This window comes from Blautia massiliensis (ex Durand et al. 2017) (assembly GCF_051861785.1).
GTDB classification, from domain to species: Bacteria; Bacillota; Clostridia; order Lachnospirales; family Lachnospiraceae; genus Blautia_A; species Blautia_A luti_A.
Window position 1 is genome coordinate 2,004,252 of the sequence record NZ_CP146725.1, and the last position, 17,945, is coordinate 2,022,196.

General features: G+C 46.5%; 15 protein-coding genes. All 15 read right to left on the reverse strand.

Annotated features, from left to right (window positions below; translation table 11 throughout):
* Positions 1-79: 79 nt before the first annotated feature.
* Complete coding sequence (locus tag V9W66_RS09670; protein ID WP_186289964.1) at positions 80-1,378, reverse strand: leucine-rich repeat protein; 1,299 nt, start codon at positions 1,376-1,378, stop codon at positions 80-82.
* 95 nt (positions 1,379-1,473) lie between these two features.
* The gene (locus tag V9W66_RS09675) at positions 1,474-2,796 is read right to left on the reverse strand and encodes an alpha-L-fucosidase (protein WP_144092216.1); all 1,323 of its coding nucleotides are present in this window, start codon (positions 2,794-2,796) and stop codon (positions 1,474-1,476) included.
* Positions 2,797-2,863: 67 nt separating this feature from the next.
* Complete coding sequence (locus V9W66_RS09680) at positions 2,864-3,205, reverse strand: alpha-L-fucosidase C-terminal domain-containing protein (RefSeq protein WP_243121567.1); 342 nt, start codon at positions 3,203-3,205, stop codon at positions 2,864-2,866.
* 182 nt (positions 3,206-3,387) lie between these two features.
* Entirely contained in the window at positions 3,388-4,101 is a 714-nt protein-coding gene (locus V9W66_RS09685) for a lysophospholipid acyltransferase family protein (protein ID WP_144092214.1), read from the reverse strand.
* A gap of 23 nt (positions 4,102-4,124) precedes the next feature.
* A complete protein-coding gene (locus tag V9W66_RS09690; RefSeq protein WP_021651690.1) occupies positions 4,125-4,754 on the reverse strand; it encodes a hypothetical protein in 630 nt (209 codons plus the stop codon).
* A 15-nt stretch (positions 4,755-4,769) separates the two neighbouring features.
* Entirely contained in the window at positions 4,770-7,322 is a 2,553-nt protein-coding gene (gene gyrA, locus V9W66_RS09695; RefSeq protein ID WP_144092212.1) for a DNA gyrase subunit A, read from the reverse strand.
* A 14-nt stretch (positions 7,323-7,336) separates the two neighbouring features.
* Entirely contained in the window at positions 7,337-9,262 is a 1,926-nt protein-coding gene (gene gyrB / locus V9W66_RS09700; protein WP_144092210.1) for a DNA topoisomerase (ATP-hydrolyzing) subunit B, read from the reverse strand.
* A gap of 348 nt (positions 9,263-9,610) precedes the next feature.
* Positions 9,611-10,600: a 3-isopropylmalate dehydrogenase gene (locus V9W66_RS09705; protein ID WP_144092208.1), complete on the reverse strand. Its 990-nt coding sequence runs from the start codon at positions 10,598-10,600 to the stop codon at positions 9,611-9,613.
* A gap of 381 nt (positions 10,601-10,981) precedes the next feature.
* Positions 10,982-11,845 (reverse strand): 16S rRNA (cytidine(1402)-2'-O)-methyltransferase, encoded by an 864-nt coding sequence (rsmI, locus tag V9W66_RS09710; RefSeq protein ID WP_144092206.1) that lies wholly within the window; start codon positions 11,843-11,845, stop codon positions 10,982-10,984.
* A 633-nt stretch (positions 11,846-12,478) separates the two neighbouring features.
* Positions 12,479-13,219, reverse strand: coding sequence for a tRNA1(Val) (adenine(37)-N6)-methyltransferase (locus tag V9W66_RS09715; RefSeq protein WP_144092204.1), 741 nt, complete (start codon positions 13,217-13,219; stop codon positions 12,479-12,481).
* Complete coding sequence (locus tag V9W66_RS09720; RefSeq protein ID WP_021651243.1) at positions 13,209-14,102, reverse strand: PSP1 domain-containing protein; 894 nt, start codon at positions 14,100-14,102, stop codon at positions 13,209-13,211. The genes V9W66_RS09715 and V9W66_RS09720 overlap by 11 nt, the downstream gene beginning before the upstream one ends.
* A 1-nt stretch (position 14,103) precedes the next feature.
* Entirely contained in the window at positions 14,104-15,093 is a 990-nt protein-coding gene (gene holB / locus V9W66_RS09725; protein WP_144092202.1) for a DNA polymerase III subunit delta', read from the reverse strand.
* Positions 15,094-15,194: 101 nt separating this feature from the next.
* Positions 15,195-15,782, reverse strand: coding sequence for a guanylate kinase (locus V9W66_RS09730; RefSeq protein WP_144092200.1), 588 nt, complete (start codon positions 15,780-15,782; stop codon positions 15,195-15,197).
* A gap of 76 nt (positions 15,783-15,858) precedes the next feature.
* Entirely contained in the window at positions 15,859-17,298 is a 1,440-nt protein-coding gene (locus V9W66_RS09735) for an aminotransferase class I/II-fold pyridoxal phosphate-dependent enzyme (RefSeq protein WP_144092198.1), read from the reverse strand.
* A 66-nt stretch (positions 17,299-17,364) separates the two neighbouring features.
* A complete protein-coding gene (locus V9W66_RS09740) occupies positions 17,365-17,901 on the reverse strand; it encodes a Uma2 family endonuclease (RefSeq protein ID WP_022426158.1) in 537 nt (178 codons plus the stop codon).
* Positions 17,902-17,945 lie beyond the last annotated feature (44 nt).

The following is a 17,945-nucleotide window of genomic DNA, read 5'->3' on the forward strand; positions in this document are numbered from 1 at the left end:
ATCAAGCTCCAGTCTGTTTTGCGTGCTCAAACATATAAGATATAACTATAACAAATGCGGATTGCTAATATCCCTTGAATTATTTCACCGTTACCTTACAGTTCAGTTTTTTCGCTCCGCTCTGCACGGTGATCACGGCCGTCCCTTTTCGGATTCCCTTTACAACACCTTTGGAATTTACCGTAGCGATCCTGCGATCCGAGGAACGGAAAAGAATCTTCTCGTCGCTGTAATACGGCACGGTCACTGCCTGGATCGTGTATGTTTTTCCACGAAGTATGGTTTTTGTTTTGGGCACACCGGTCATCTTTGCGGTCCTTACTGCGGCAGTATTGTTCAAAAAACGGAACCCATTTTTCTTTGCGTAAGTCTGAGCAGTAGAACTCTTTTTTCCGGCAATGACAAAAGTTTTATTTTTTCCACTATTGAAATTATAACCGATTGCTTCTTTTTCTATCACTGTTTTACTGTTGAGGATCGTAATCTTTTTCATTGCCAGGCAATCATAAAAAGCATGGCTTCTGATCTTTTTCACACTGGCAGGTACTGTAATATTCCCCAGTTTTCGACAATTATTAAATGCACCGTTCCCGATCTCTGTAAGCTTCTTGGGCAACGACACCTTTCTGAGATCTGTACAAAAAGAAAACGCACCTTCACCAATAACCGTAACACTGTCCGGAAAACTTACTCCTGTCAAACCGCAATGCCGAAAGGCCGCTCTTTCTATCCTGGAAACGCCCTGTCCAAGCGTAACCTTTTTCAGCTTCATATCCGCCTCAAATAACGATTCCGGTAATATTTTCACACTTCCCGGAATGCTGACAGATTCCAGACTGTTACAGTAACTGAAAGCATATTCATCAATTTTTGTCACAGTTTTCGGTACATCCAGGCTCGTAAGCTTACTCTGGTAAAAAGCATATGCACCAATGCTTTTCAGTCCATCAGGAAGCTTGATCCTGGTGATCGCAGTATCTCCAAATGCTCTTACCCCAATACTCCGCAGAGTTCCCGGCAACAAAATCCTCTTCATATTTCTGCAGCCTGAAAAGGTTCTGTCACCGATTCCCGTGATCCCAGATGCAACGGTTACTGTTTTTATCATTGCTGATCTGTATGAAAAATCATCGGTAACCTTAACCTCCCCTTTTCCCTGTATCTGCAGGTTTCCATTGGAGTACAACCGGTAAACAGCTTTGCTTCCGCAGGAGCCCTTCGCAACAAGCTTTGCAGTGCTCTGCACGCCTGCTGCCGATGCTTCCTGTGCATATTCAGCCGCATAACCGGTCTGTGCATGCACAGCCACAGAAGATACACAGGACCCTGTCAGGATCATTGCCGTTGATAACAGTATTGCGATTTTTTTCCCAAACATAAAAGCTCCCTCCCTGAGAATCGATCGGATATCCACGATCTTCTCCCATGTAGCAACAAAAGGACCGGCATACATCCGGTCCTCATGTTCATCATTTAGAATCTGTTGGTTAATCCAACCACATACATATCTTCTTTATATTCCGGGATTTTCACAAAAAGTCCCTCTGCAGTATCTTCAGTTTCTACCTTCACTGCCGGATCAAATGGTCTCAGCGCTCCGTGGTATCCTTTGATCAGGAACTCATTTGCGCCTTCCTTCAGATGATCTGCAAACACATTCAGATTTCCGTCTTTCTGTGTATAATGGAGCTCGATTCCATTCTCAAGCAGCTCAGATTCACGGTCACTGCAACGTGTTCCGTAAATACCGTCATGGTTGACCTTCAGCCATGCACCCAGGATCTTCAGTCTTCTTACCTGCTCCTCCGGGATAGTTCCGTCTGCCTTCGGGCCGATATTCAGAAGAAGATTTCCGTTATTTGCCACTGTTCCGACAAGAAGTGAGATCAGATTCGGAACAGAGATCAGCTTGTCATCGCCTTCGTTGGCATTATAACCGAAGGATAAGCCCATTCCACGGCACATCTCCCATTTTTCATTTCTGTTTACAGAACCGGATTTATATTCCTTAGTAAGGAAATCGTAATAACGTCCGTTGAAACGGTCATTTACCACACCCTCCGGAACCTTATTGTAATAATGTGCTAAGAAATACGGCATCATCTCTTCACTCTGTGTCGGCCATCCGATATCATTCCAGAACACACTCGGTGCATAATCATCTACAAGCTCTTTCATCTGATTATAGGAATAATCTGCATATGCAAATGTCGGGCTGGCTGTTCCAAACAGATCATCATCCTCAAAAATAGGATCGTTTGCATACTGCCAGTCGATCAGTCCGGAATAATACAGGCCCATGCGGATTCCTGCGTCACGGACAGCTTCTGTCAGCTCACCGGTGATATTTCTCTTCGGTCCCATTTCTACGGAATTGAAATGTGTATATTTACTTGGGAACAGGCAGAATCCGTCATGATGCTTGGTTGTCAGAACAACATACTCCGCACCTGCTTCTTTGAAGATCTCTGCCCACTGCTTTGGATCCCAGTTTTCAGCTTTCCACATAGGAATAAAATCTTCGTATTTGAAATCTTTTCCGTATTTTTCTATATGATGCTTATATGTAGGGCCTTTTCCAATGTTCAGAGAATTGTAATACCATTCTGCATACGGATTATCCGCAAACCATTCCTTGGAATCAACCTCTCCCAGCTCCCATGTATGCGGTGCAAATGCCGGCACGGAATAAATTCCCCAGTGGATAAAAATTCCAAATTTACAGTCCTCATACCATTTTGGAACTGTGTGTGCATTTACAGAGTTCCAGTTTCCTGTGAATCTTACATCTCCCATAATTAAAATACCTTATCCTTTCTGTCCTTTCAAAAAGACATTATAATTTACTTGCTTCCCCCAACTGCTATTTTACTGTGATCTTCAATACCACCGGCATATCTCCCGCCTCAATAACCCCTCCTCCGCAGGAAATATCCAGTTCTTTATTTCTCGCAAATGCCGGATGCAGATCTGTTCCGAGGATCTCAATATCCCGGATCGTGGATTTCAAAAGCTTCATATCATTGCCAAGAGCTTTGATATGGATTTCTCCATCCTCCGGCCAGTGCAGAACAGTCGCATAAATATGATTGCTCTTACTTGTAAAACGGATATCCTCAGAAGTAAAGTGCTTATCATAGGTATCCGTGTATGGTCCCTGTGCGATCACCTCATCGATCAGAGAAAGGTATTGTTCTTTTTTCATCTGTTCGTCCTCTTTACATCTTTTATTTATATTGTATGGATGCCTCTATGTTATCATCAAACCTTTTGGCTGTATATGCCCAACAATTCACAAATAAAACGTTTCGTTTTTATACAAAACATACAACAAAAAAAAGACCTTGATGATGTTTTTGTTCCAACTTCATCAAAGTCTTTTCTTTTTTACATAATATTCTCTTCGATCACCTTTTCGATCCGTCTCTTCACTTCTTCTGCGAGCTCTGTGGTATGCATATCTTTGTATTCCTCATAATACATCGGAGGAAGGATATGCACCTGTACGGTGAGCCTCTCTGTAGAGCCGGTATCAAAAGCCTTAAAGGAATCGATCAGTGCAACCGGAACGATCGGGCATTTCGTCTTGGTGGCAGTCTTGAAGCTGCCGCCCTTGAACGGCCCCGGATGATTTCCGTTTTTACTTCTGGTTCCCTCCGGAAAGATCAGATAATTACGACCAGCTTTCACTTCCCGTATTACATTGACAATGACCTGCATGGACTGCTTCAGGTCTTCCCTGTCAATGATAAAGGCCTTCATACAGGCAAAAACCTGCTTCAGAAAAGGAATCTCTCCAACTTCCTTCTTGGCAACTACCGAAAAAGGAACCGGGCATGCCCGGATGATCGCCAGCACATCAAACAGTCCCTGGTGATTCGGAAAAAACATAAATCCCTTTTCTTTTGGGATATTTTCAGCTCCATGCACATCAATATGGATATTTCCGCCTTCAATGGCATGCTCATCTATCAGTCTCAGGAATGCGTATTTCTTCTCTTCCGGATAATCATCTGTATGCGCTGCATACCAGCAAAGCTTGATCCACCAGTAAGGAACAAAGACTATATTTCTGAGCACCATCAGCAAAATCCGCTTCATTCTTACATCCTCCCGCCTCTGCTTTATCCGTTCAGTTTCCCTGCGATCTTATCCTCGTATCCCGGATTCTTTTTCAGAAAAACCTCATAAGCCTTTGTATAATCTGTATAGGTTTTCGTAGTCATAAATTTCTGATAATCCTTGGCAGCCTGCTGGCTGATCTTATCTGAAATCTCAGAAGGCGCATACAGATAATACTTTTTGTCCTGGACCTTTACAAGATAGGTACTGATACATGGATATTCCTGCTCGTTCTCCAGAACAAGATTATAGCGGATATAAACATAAGAATAATTTTTGTTTTCAGAAATGGAGCCACAGCTGTCGATATTTACATCCTTTACTCCATGGGCCTGAAAATATTTTATCGTGGAGGAAATCTCTGTTTTCGCCTCATCCGATAACTTATCCGCACTGTAACAGCTCTGCATCTTTTTATTCTTGCCTGCTGCTGCCGCTTTGATGTAGCCTTCCACAACCCCCTCCGGAGTTCTGTGGCTGATCTTTCCGCAGCCCCTGGCCGCCAGAACGATCACCAGCAGGATCAAAATGATCCCCGCCAGTGTCGCAATATGGACAAAATTCAGTTTTTTATTAGAGTATTTCAGCTTCTTTACTGATTTTTTTCTGCGTTTTTTCTTTGTCGTCGTCATGACTTATCCTCGCTCTTATTCCTCTTCACTGCCTGTGACAGCTTCCTCTGCAGAGCCTTCTTCGTTATCGCCGGTTTCTCCGTCAGCTTTTTCGGCATTTGTATCTGCTTCCGGATCTTTATCTCTTACCTTGGCGATACTTGCAACGGTTACACCCTCTGTAAGATTGATCATCTTCACACCGGAGGTGATCCTTCCAAGAACAGAGATATCCGCACACTGCAGACGGATAATGATACCCTCTGTAGTGATCATCATGATCTCGTTCTCTTCGTTGACAGCCTTGGCGCCGACAACATTTCCGGTCTTCTCGGTGATCTTGTAGCACTTCACACCCTTACCGCCACGGTTCTGGACAACGAACTCACTCATAGCTGTACGTTTGCCCATTCCGTTCTCGGAAACTACAAGCAGATAATCTCCCTGAGTGTTCAGCTGCATGGCAACAACTTCATCACCGTCAGTAAGATTCATACCTCTTACTCCCATGGACGCACGGCCTGTGCTGCGGACATCTGTTTCCTTAAAGCGGATACACTGTCCGTCCCTGGTCACAAGAATAATATCTTTGTTATTATCAGTAGCCTTAACCTCGATCAGCTCGTCATCATCACGGAGAACGATTGCTGTAAGACCTGTCTTACGGACATTCTCGTAATCCTTGATCGGAGTTTTCTTCACAAGGCCTTTCTTGGTGGCCATCATCAGATAATGACCCTCTTCATATTTACGAAGCGGGATCACAGCTGTGATCTTTTCTCCCGGTGCAAGCTGCAGAAGATTGATGATCGCAGTTCCTCTGGCTGTACGACCGGCCTCCGGGATCTCATATGCCTTCAGTCTGTATACACGTCCTGTATTGGTAAAGAACATGAGATAATGGTGCGTTGTCGTCATCAGAAGCTCTTCGATATAGTCATCCTCAATCGTCTGCATCCCCTTGATTCCTCTGCCGCCACGGTTCTGGCTGCGGAAGTTGTCAACGGTCATACGCTTGATATAACCAAGCTTTGTCATTGCGATCACTGTATTTTCTCTCGGGATCAGATCCTCTGTAGAGATATCATATACATCGTATCCGATGGAAGTCTTTCTGTCATCGCCGTATTTCTCTGCAATGGCAAGGATCTCCTCACGGATCACCCGGAGAAGGAGCTTGCGGTCAGCAAGTATTGCCTGGAACTTGCGGATCTTCTCCATAAGCTCTGCATACTCAGCCTCCAGCTTCTCTCTTTCCAGACCTGTCAGTGCGCGGAGACGCATATCCACGATCGCCTGTGCCTGCACATCTGTCAGCTCAAAACGGTCGATCAGCTCCTGCTTGGCGATCTGTACGTTGCGGGAACCACGGATGATGCGGATCACTTCGTCAATATTATCAAGTGCCTTCAGCAGACCCTCCAAAATATGGGCTCTCTCCTGTGCCTTATTAAGATCATACTGTGTTCTTCTGCGAACTACATTCTCCTGATGCTCCAGATAGTACTCCAGCATCTCTTTCAGGTTCAGAACCTTCGGTTCCATACTTCCATGATTTGGAACAAGAGAAAGCATGATCACACCAAAAGTATCCTGCAGCTGTGTATGCTTGTAAAGCAGGTTCAGGATCACGTTGGCATTGGCATCCTTACGAAGATCAATACAGATTCGCATACCCTCACGGCTGGAATGGTCGTTCAGGTCTGTGATCCCGTCGATCTTTTTGTCACGGACAAGCTCTGCGATCTTCTCGATCAGACGTGCCTTGTTTACAAGGTACGGGAGCTCGGTAACCACGATACGGGATTTACCGTTTGGCAAAGTCTCGATATTCGTCACCGCACGGACACGGATCTTGCCACGTCCGGTACGGTAAGCTTCCTCGATTCCTCTCGTTCCGAGGATGGTCGCTCCTGTAGGGAAGTCCGGTCCCTTTACGATCTCAAGAAGCTCCTCCATAGCTGTTTCTCTGTCTTCTTCTACAATGTTGTCAATGATCTTAACAACTGCATTGATAGTTTCACGAAGGTTATGCGGCGGAATATTGGTTGCCATACCTACCGCAATACCTGTAGTACCGTTTACCAAAAGGTTCGGAAAACGTGCCGGAAGCACAACCGGCTCACGCTCTGTTTCATCAAAGTTCGGCTGAAAATCAACCGTATCCTTGTTGATGTCAGCAAGCATCTCCATGGATATCTTGCTGAGACGTGCCTCTGTATATCGCATGGCAGCCGCACCGTCACCATCCACGGAACCAAAGTTTCCATGTCCGTCAACCAGCGGATATCTTGTGGACCATTCCTGAGCCATATTGACCAGCGCACCATAGATGGAGCTGTCACCGTGCGGATGATATTTACCCATGGTATCACCGACAATACGCGCACATTTTCTGTGTGGCTTGTCAGGACCATTATTCAGCTCGATCATAGAGTACAGAACTCGGCGCTGTACCGGCTTCAGACCGTCTCTTACATCAGGCAAAGCTCGTGAGGCGATAACACTCATGGCATAGTCGATGTAAGATTCCTTCATCGTTTTTTCCAGATCCACTTCGTGGACTTTGTCAAAAATATTATCTTCCATTCTTCTTTATTCTCCTAGATATCAAGATTCTTAACGAATCTTGCATTTTCTTCGATAAATTCACGTCTTGGCTCTACCTTGTCTCCCATAAGAGTGGTAAATGTCAGATCGATCTCAGATGTGGCAGCTTCGTCCATGGTTACACGGAGAAGGATTCTCTTCTCAGGGTCCATAGTAGTCTCCCAGAGCTGCTCGGCATCCATCTCACCCAGACCTTTATAACGCTGGATCTTATTGTTTCCGTCACGTCCGATCTCGGTAAGGATATTGTTCAGCTCATCATCGTCATATGCATACCATACCTTTTTGTTCTTCTCCACTTTATAGAGAGGAGGCTGCGCCAGGTATACATATCCCTGCTTGATCAGCTCCGGCATGAAACGATACAGGAAGGTCAGAAGCAGTGTTGCGATATGCGCACCGTCAACATCGGCATCGGTCATAATGATGATCTTGTGATAACGAAGCTTGGAAATATCAAAATCCTCATGGATTCCGGTTCCGAAGGCAGTGATCATTGCCTTGATCTCTTTGTTTCCGTAAATCTTATCCAGACGTGCCTTCTCAACATTCAGGATCTTACCACGCAGCGGAAGGATTGCCTGTGTGGCACGGTTTCTCGCTGTCTTGGCAGAACCGCCCGCGGAATCTCCCTCTACGATATAGATCTCACAGTTCTCCGGATTCTTGTCAGAACAGTCTGCAAGCTTTCCCGGAAGAGACATGCTGTCCAGTGCGGATTTCCTTCTCGTAAGGTCACGTGCCTTTCTGGCTGCCTCTCTGGCTCTCTGTGCAAGAACAGATTTCTCAACGGTAGCCTTGGCAACTGCAGGATTCTGCTCCAGGAAAATCTCCAGCTGTTTACTTACAACACTGTCTACCGCACCTCTGGCCTCACTGTTTCCAAGCTTCTGCTTGGTCTGACCCTCAAACTGCGGATTCTCGATCTTAACACTGACGATCGCAGTCAGGCCCTCACGGATATCATCACCGCTTAAGTTCGGCTCACTGTCCTTGAGAAGCTTGTTCTTACGTGCATACTCATTAAATGTATTGGTGATCGCATTACGGAAACCGGTAATGTGTGTACCGCCCTCCGGTGTATTGATATTGTTTACAAAGCCATAGGTGTTCTCTGTATAGGAGTCATTATGCTGCAGCGCAACCTCTACAGCCACGCCGTCCTTCTCACCCTCACAGTAAATGATCTCCGGGTAAAGAGCCTCCTTGCTTCTGTTCAGGTAGCTTACAAACTCACGGATACCACCCTCATAATGGAATACCTTCTCGCGCTCCTGTCCCTCTCTCTTATCCTCCAGAACGATACGAAGGCCCTTTGTCAGGAAAGCCATCTCACGAAGTCTCTGTTTCAGGATATCATAATCATAAACAGTCTCCTCAAAGATCTCCTTGTCCGGAAGGAAATAAACCTTCGTTCCTGAAAGCCCCGGATCACAGTCACCTACCACCTTCAGCGGGTACATAGTTTTGCCACGCTCATATCTCTGTCTGTATTCCTTACCCTCTCGGTAGATGGTAACCTCCAGCCATTCGGAAAGTGCATTTACAACAGATGCACCAACACCGTGAAGACCACCGGAAACCTTATATCCTCCACCGCCGAACTTACCGCCTGCGTGAAGAATGGTAAATACAACCTCAACTGCCGGAATACCAGCCTTATGATTGATGCCAACCGGAATACCACGACCATTATCTGTAACTGTAATGGAATTATCCGGATTGATATCTACATGGATCTCCGTACAAAAACCAGCCAGTGCTTCATCAACTGCGTTATCCACGATCTCATATACGAGATGATGAAGTCCACGGCTGGAGGTACTTCCGATATACATTCCAGGCCTCTTACGTACGGCTTCCAGTCCTTCCAGGATCTGGATCTGATCCGCGCCGTATTCTGTATTCTCTGCGCCCATGTCATTCCTCCTGTTCTTGTCGTCCGGACGTGTTTGAAAATTCATTTCTGCAGAACCATAACAGCTTCAAAAATCATTACATCAAATCCTGAGCAAAATAAACTGATCTGTTAATTTCAGGAAATACTGTATTTTCATTTTGCAGAAAGCAATTCTCAAACCCGCTCCGGAAGTGTCATTTATACCTGTAAAATAAATATTTTTTACATACGAATACAGAGTTTATTATAGCACAAAAAAGCCTGTATTTCCACGCAAAATCATAGGAAATACAGGCAAAAAAGTATCTTATTAAATGCAATCCAAAAACGTAGCGCAATATGCTCTTAAAACATATGGAATATTCAGCTACTCCGGCAAAAGCCCAAATTCCTTTAACAATTTCTTCTGGTATTCCGGATCTGATGCCGATCTTATAATATCAGACGTCCTCCCCAGCTCAGCAAGGCAGAGGATCAAACTGTTAATACTATGTTCTCCCTGCTGCATTCCCCGCTGCATTCCCTGCTGCATTCCCTGCTGCATTCCCCGCTGCATTCCCCGCTGCATTCCATCCTTTATTCCATCCTGCATTCCAATTCCATACCCTTCATCATAGCCAGCCTGTAAACTTTTTCTTATCTTTTCCTCGATCTGATCCTGTATGATCCGATTTAATGCTTCACACATACAATCCGCCTCCCTGAATTTTTCTTCATTAGCCCTTACGATCATCTGCATAACTGATTCGTACAAAGGATTTTTCTGCTTTTCTCTGTATTCATTGAGAAGTCGTTTCATATCTTCCTTATCTTTTATTCTATCAGTCAGACTTCTCAGCCACAGATTTTTCTTCTTCGACAACTGCTCTGTTACAATGACCTGGATTGGGATCTTAGATCCTGTTACGTAATAAATTCCTTCTTCCATCTTTTTTACCCGGCATTTCCAAAACTCCCTCAAATGACGGAGCATCTTCCGGGGATATGCCCTGCTTACCAAAGAGATCGTAATCTCCTCAATTGGGATTTCATCCTCAGTTACCGTATCCGCTTTATAAAAAAATGCATATCCACACACCTTATAAAAATCATTGATGCTTATATAATCCGTCGGACTCTTATATTCAATGATATTATATTTTCGGAAGATCCTTCCTATGTTTTTATTAATGGGGATATCTGATTTCTTTTTGATCACAAGCGCATCGATCTCCATTGGTTTCGTCCCAAGCTGATGCTCATTCTCAAAAATCAGATTCTCCCTTTCTGCCTCCAGTTCTATCTGAATATCAGCAAAAAATGCAGGATGCCACTGCCGCAGGTTAGAGCTGTTTGTTCTGTTATTATTTACGATCATACACGACTCCTCTGTTTTGATCTCAAGGAGCCTCATCTGAAAACTCCTGCTGAAAAATGGAAAAAAGCATGAATTTTCTGAGATGACAGGCAATCTGCCTGATATATGAAATGTAATAGAAAAATAAGATTATTTTTAGAAAATATGCTTTTACAGCATTTCCATAGAATCCCGGAACTGCTTTTTATTTTTGATAAGATCAGCTTACCACAATATGGTCTATACTGCAAGCAAATCATTTCGACAAAATCCGCACAGTACTTTTTATTACCACAATAAAAAAAAGCCACATACGTTCCCCAAAATCCCTGGTCACAGTATGCAGCTTATTCAATCATCCACGATCACGTTACCTACGATCCGTACCACAATTACACCTGATCATTCAGCAGAACCTTCTCTATCCAGAAGTGCCTTATAAATATCCCGCTTGGAAACACCACGATCCCTGGCAGCAAGCTTCATGGCATCCTTCCTGGAATTCCCCTGCTGCTCATACATCGCCACATGCTCCGCAATGGAAATCTCCTCCCAGGAAGCACGCTTCTCCGCCTCCATCTCACTGCGGCTCCTGCCCTCGATCACAAGAACACACTCACCCAGCGGCTTCTCATCTTTATAAAAATCCATCAGATCATCGATCGTAGTCCGGAATGCCGTCTCATGCTTCTTGGTCAGCTCTCTGCAAAGAGTCATCCGGCGGTTGCCAAGCGCCTCTCTGAGCTCACCAAGAGTCCGTACAAGCCTGTGAGGTGCCTCATACAAGATAATAGTCCTGGTTTCACAGGAAAGCTCCTCCAGGATCGTTTTTCGTTCTTTCTTATCCGCCGGAAGAAAAGCCTCGAAAGCAAAACGCCTGGTATGCAGGCCTGACAAAGTCAGAGCAGTGATACAGGCAGCAGGACCCGGAAGTGAAGTCACTTCAATTCCGGCTTCATAACACATGGCGGCAAGCTCCTCCCCGGGGTCTGAGATACCCGGAGTACCTGCATCTGTGATCAACGCAATGTTTGTACCCGCCAGCAGCTTTTCCACGAGGACATGACCCTTATCGATCTTATTGTATTCGTGGTAGCTGGTCATGGGGGTTTTTATATCAAAATGATTCAGAAGTTTTATGCTGTTGCGGGTATCCTCCGCAGCGATTAAGTCCACTTCCCGAAGGGTTCTTAGTACTCGAAGGGTGATGTCTTCGAGATTTCCTATGGGGGTGGCGCATAAGTATAGTTTTCCGTTTTGTTTCATATTGCCTCTTTTCTCGCTTAACCGCGGGGGATATTCCGCTTGACCGCGGGGGATATTCCGCTTGACCGCGGGGGTTTGTTTAAGTTTGGGAACTTTGAAAACCGCAAAGGGGCCGCAAAGCCGCGCCCCCTCTGCACACCCCTTGGGCTTTTTTTAAGTAGTGCAAGGGATTTGCTGTTCTTATTTGTTGACTTGTGTCTGTATGCTTCGGTATTCAGCGCGCTACGCTGTGCCGATGTTGTTTTATTTCTTCTCTTTCTCTGTGGTCCACTTCTGGCAAAGTGCCCGTATGCTTCGATATTCAATGCGCTACGCTGTGCCGGTGTTGTTTTATTTCTTCACTTTCTCTGTGGTTCACTTCTGGCAAAGTGTCTGTATGCTTCGATACTCAGCGCGCTACGCGTTGCGATCTCTCGCTTTGAATCTCAGCCGAGCAGGGGGCGCAGCGTGTCACCACCAGCAGCCTGCCTCCCCTCGCCGTCCCTTCACCAACCGAAGTTCCACAGCCACCATCACCTCCCAGCCATCCAGCGCAGCGCCGATGGCCCAAAACCTCCCGAGCAGCCACCCAATCTCTCACAACCAACCAAACAACCAACCAGGCAGCCACCCTAAGCCACAACATCACAACATTCACACCATCCGATACAACTCCAAAACATCCTTCGTATAAACCCCAGGCCGCTCATAAACCACCAGCGGCCGCTCAACCCGGATCCTGGAATTCCCGCCCTTACAAGCCTCGATCAACACCATATTCGGCTCCTTATCAATAAAAGGATACACCAGCTGCATCCTCTTAGGCTCCAGCTTATACTTCGTCAAAGTCGCCATCAGCTCCACAAGCCGAAACGGCCTGTGCACCAGAAAAAACCGCCCCCGGTCCTTCAGGACCCGGGCAGTCTGACAAGCCACATCATCAAACGAACACAAAATCTCATGCCTCGCGATCGCCTTCGGAAGATGCGGATTCGTCAACCCATGCTGCCCGATCATATACGGCGGATTACACGTCACCACATCAAAAGAAGCCGCCCCAAAAATCCCGGCAGCCTCCCTGATATCACCCTCAACGATCCGAACCCTGTCCTCAAGACCATTATACCTCACACTACGGTCAGCCATCTCCGCACACTCATGCTGGATCTCCAGCCCCGTGAAATGCTCCCCATCCGTACGATCAGAAAGCAAGATCGGAATGATCCCCGTACCGGTCCCCATATCCAGCGCAACCTCACCCCTCTTCACCCGGGCAAAACCAGACAACAGAACCGCATCCATCCCAAAGCAAAACTTCTTCGGATCCTGAATCACAAACAACCCATTCTGAAGATCATCCACACGCTCACCGCAATAAACCAGATCACTTCTCATTCGGCTTCGAATCTCCCTTTTTAACCTCTTTCTCCTCGTGGTCAGCAGAACCACCCTTACCCTTTTTTCTCTTAGGACGGAACCTCAGATCACGGACCGGAAACTCCTGGATCTCCTTCTCGTCATTCACCTCAACCACGATCTTAACCATCTGCCGGAGAACATTCACACTCTGGACCGTACCCGAAACACCCTGCGGCGTCGTTACCATATCACCGATACCCGGAAGATTCCGGTTCAGCTCCTCATAAGTCTCCTGCTCATTCTTCAGACAGCACATCAGACGACCACAGACACCGGAAATCTTCGTCTGGTTCAGAGAAAGATTCTGCTCCTTCGCCATCTTGATGGAAACCGGCGCAAACTCCGAAAGATACGTATGACAGCAAAGCGTCCTTCCACAGATACCAATACCGCCAAGGATCTTCGTCTCATCACGGACACCGATCTGACGAAGCTCGATCCTGGTCTTAAACACAGACGCCAGATCCTTAACCAGCTGCCGGAAATCAATACGGCCATCCGCTGTAAAATAAAACAGCACCTTGTTATTATCAAAGGTATACTCCGCATCGATCAGCTTCATATCAAGCCCATGCTCACGGATCTTCTTCTTGCAGATCTTAAAAGCCTCTTTCTCCTTCTGGCGGTTCTCAGCCTCATGGTCCTCGTCCTCCTTCGTTGCAACACGGAGAACCTCCTTCAGCGGATGGACCACCTCGTCCTCCTTCACGCTGCGCGGCTCCAGGACAACACGGCCATACTCCACACCACGGGCAGTCTCCACGATCACATGATCGCCGACCTTCACCTTATAATTCTTAGGATTAAAATAATAAATCTTACCAACGTTACGAAATCTGACTCCAACTACCTTTTCCATTCTATTTCTCCCTAATTGTCAGGAACAGGAGCTCCAGGGCAAGTTCGAGATTAACATTGGCACGGAGACGCACCTTCGTCTTCTCCAGTGCCTCAAGGATTTTTTCGATATTCTCATAAGAACGCTCGCTGGCCTGCTCTCTGATAAAATTAATCTCCTGTTTAAAAACCAGGTTGTCAATTTCCCTTGTTGCCTTAAACATCAGAACATCGCGGAACCAGAACTGGAAAATATCCAGATAATCATTGATATTATTCTTATCAGCAGCCAAAGTCTTGATCGCCTCTGTCAGCTCATAAACCTCCATGGAATTGGCATATTTCAAAATCTTCAGGGCATTGGCAGTCATATCCGCAAACTCCTGAGAAGTCGCAGCCTCCTTCGCCTTGCCGATACTGCCCTGCGCATAAGACGCATCGATCTCAGCCTGATAATCCGGCACCTGAAGATGCTCCATCAGATATTCCTTCACAAGACTGTCATCCACCACCTTCAGATCCAGACGCACACATCTGGAACGGATCGTAGGAAGAAGACTGTCGATATTGCTTGTCAGCAGCATGATCACCGCATATTCCGGCGGTTCCTCGATAGTTTTCAAAATGGCATTCTGCGCCTGCACTGTCATCATCTCCGCATCCGGAATGATATAGATCTTATACGGACTGCAGTACGGCTTGATATCCACATCACGCACAACCTGGTCACGCACCTCGTCAATGCTGATGCTTCCAGGCTTCTCATGAGTTACTGTAATGATATCCGGATGATTCTTGCCGATCACCTTCTTACAGGAATCACAAGTCATACACGGTTCAGACTCTCCCGATTCACACTGCAGCGCTGCCGCAAAAGTTCCCGCAAGAAGCTTCTTGCCGGATCCCGGTTCCCCTGTGAAAATATAAGAGTGGGATACCTTCCCTGTCTCTATCGCATTCTTCAAATGCCTGATTATATCGTCATGGCCGATGATGTCATGAAATCCTGCCATAAGAATCACCTCTTTCTGCCTTTTGTGCCCTCCGTTATACCCGGCGGACATCTTTCAACTAATTATAACATAATCTTCTGTATAAAAAAAACTATTTTTCCTTATTGTACAGATTTTATATAATTTACGATCTCCTTCACACATTCATCCAGATTATGATTCTCAAAACGCTTCCATATACCTGCTTTAAGAATATTTTCCTCGGAAAAATCATTCTGGTCTGCAAGAAAACGCCTGCACATCTCCTCGTACTTCGGCACCTCCTGGGTCTTCTCCCTGGCAAGCGCACGCTCCAGACGCTCTCCGTCTTCCACCTCTATATAAACCGGCCACATCACTTCATTGCCGTAATACTCCCGGAGCCTCACAAAAGACTCCAGTGTACCGATTCCCAGATAGTTGTCATTACCCACAGACACCTGCCCGTCATCCGCAGTAAAATATGTCCACGGCCCGTAAACCGTCTGATAAGTACGCGCCTCGATCAGCTTCCCGTTTCTTCGGAACTCCTTCAGTTTATTCTCATCTGCAAAAAAATATTCTCTTCCGTTCTCCTCTCCATCCCGGATCGGACGGGTAGTATAGATCACAAGACGCTTAAGCCCCAGCTCCTGATCCTTCTCCAGCTGTCTGTAAATACTGTCCTTACCGGAAGAGCTTTTTCCCATAATGTAAAAAATCTTTCCCATATGTCTCCTCTGCTGCATATGCATTACTATACACGCTCTGATCCGTAATACACAGATCCGTCTGCTGCCACACACCTCACATCTCATTTCTCACAACACACACCGTCTCACTGGTCTGGTCGCTCAGGCCCTGGACCTCAAAGCCCTGTTCCAGGTATCTTCTCACATTTTTTACGAAATGTCCAGAAATCTGTTCCCCCGGAACGATCAGCGGGATCCCCGGCGGATAAAGATACGCAAACTCCCCGGACGTACGTCCGATACACTCATCCAGCGGACACCGCTCACTCTCCGCATCCATAGCCTGGGAGATCCTCATGACCTGCTTCATTTTTCCGTTTTTCAAAGGCTCCTTCTCCACAACCTCTTCTCTGTATTTTAACGATTCACGGCGGTCGATCTCTTCAATAGCATCACAAAGCCGCTCAAAACCCTCCGCCGTATCACCTACAGCTGCCAGCGCCAGCACATAATTCTCCGCCTCCATCTCCATTTCCAGATGAAACTCCCTCCGGAGGATCTGATGCAGCTCCCGGCCGTTCAGCGAACTGTTCACAGTAGAAAGCAATATCTTGGATCTGTCAAAATCAAAAACTCTCTGGCACTCACAGGCCTGCGGCGTTACCAGCCGGATATACTTACACCCGGAAAGACGCCTGCGTGCTTTTTCCAGATTCTCCGTAAACACACGGAACATCTCATCCCCCTCACGCTCCAGCTTATCCATGCACGCATCAATGCTGCTCATAAGAATATAAGAAGGACTGCTGCTCTGATAGATTCCCAGAAAACGCTTCAGTTTTTCCCGGCTCACACGATCACTGCACAGATGGATCACCCCCGTCTGGGTCAGACAGGGCAGCGTCTTATGCACACTGTTGATCACCACATCCGCACCAAGCTGCGCCGCAGACACCGGAAAATAATCCGAAAACCGAAAATGCGCCCCGTGAGCCTCATCCACGATCAGCGGCACACCATAGTGATGCGCGATCTCCGCGATCCTCGCCACATCCGACACGATCCCGTCATAAGTCGGCGAAGTGATCAGCACCGCCTGGATCTCCGGATTTTCCGCCAGATACATTTCCACACGGCCGGGTGAAATCCCTCCGTTTATCCCCAATTTCGGATCCTCATGTGGATAAATATACGTGGCACTCAGCTCCCGCAGATAAATCGCATGGTAAACCGCCTTATGGCAGTTCCTTGCCACCAGGATCTGTCCCCTCTTATCCACAGCCGCAGACACCGCCGCCAGGATCGCCCCGGAGCTTCCATTAATACTGTAAAAACTCTCCGGCACACCATAAAGCCGTGCGACATCCTCCTGGGCCCTTTTCAAAATATCCTCAGCATGATGCAGGTTATCAAACCCGTCAATCTCCGTAATATCCCTCTCCACCGGAAAATCCCCCTCCACAGCCAGCGGATTCCTCTTATGCCCCGGCATATGAAACGGATAAAAATCACTCTTACCGTACGCTTCCAGTTTCTTGTATAATCTGTCTTCCATAATTCGTCCTTTTCATCCTAAAAACAAGGAGGGGCTATCACCAGACGATATTCCCCTCCATTTTTATCACATCTCAGCAAAATCAATCCTCAGCTCCTCATAGATTCCCACTTTGATCGAATCCTGAAATGTATACTGCTCCGTATCCTCATTTTCAAAATCATACACCATTACCAGCTTCTTCACAGGATCCACGATCCAGTACTCTCTCACACCGGCAGTCCTGTATTTAAACAGCTTGGTATAATAATCCATACGCCTGCTCGCCGGAGAAACGATCTCAATGATCCAGTCCGGAGCCCCCTTGCATCCCCTGTCATCCAGCTTATCCGGATCACAGATAACAGAGACATCCGGTTCCACATAAGTATTCGTCTTCTCATCCAGATACACCGCAAACGGTGCGGCAAATACCTCACATTTCCCCTTGTTAGAATCTATATAGTTACCTATCTTTCTGGACAAAATACTTGAGATCCTCTGATGCATCGTATTCGGCGGCGCCATATAATAAATATGTCCATCGATCAGTTCCGCTCTTTCACCCTCCGGCAAAGCATAAATATCCTCTATCGTATAAATTCTTTCCCTCAACAGCGGCATATCTCCACTCCTCTCAAAAGCACCCGACAGATCCTACACCATCA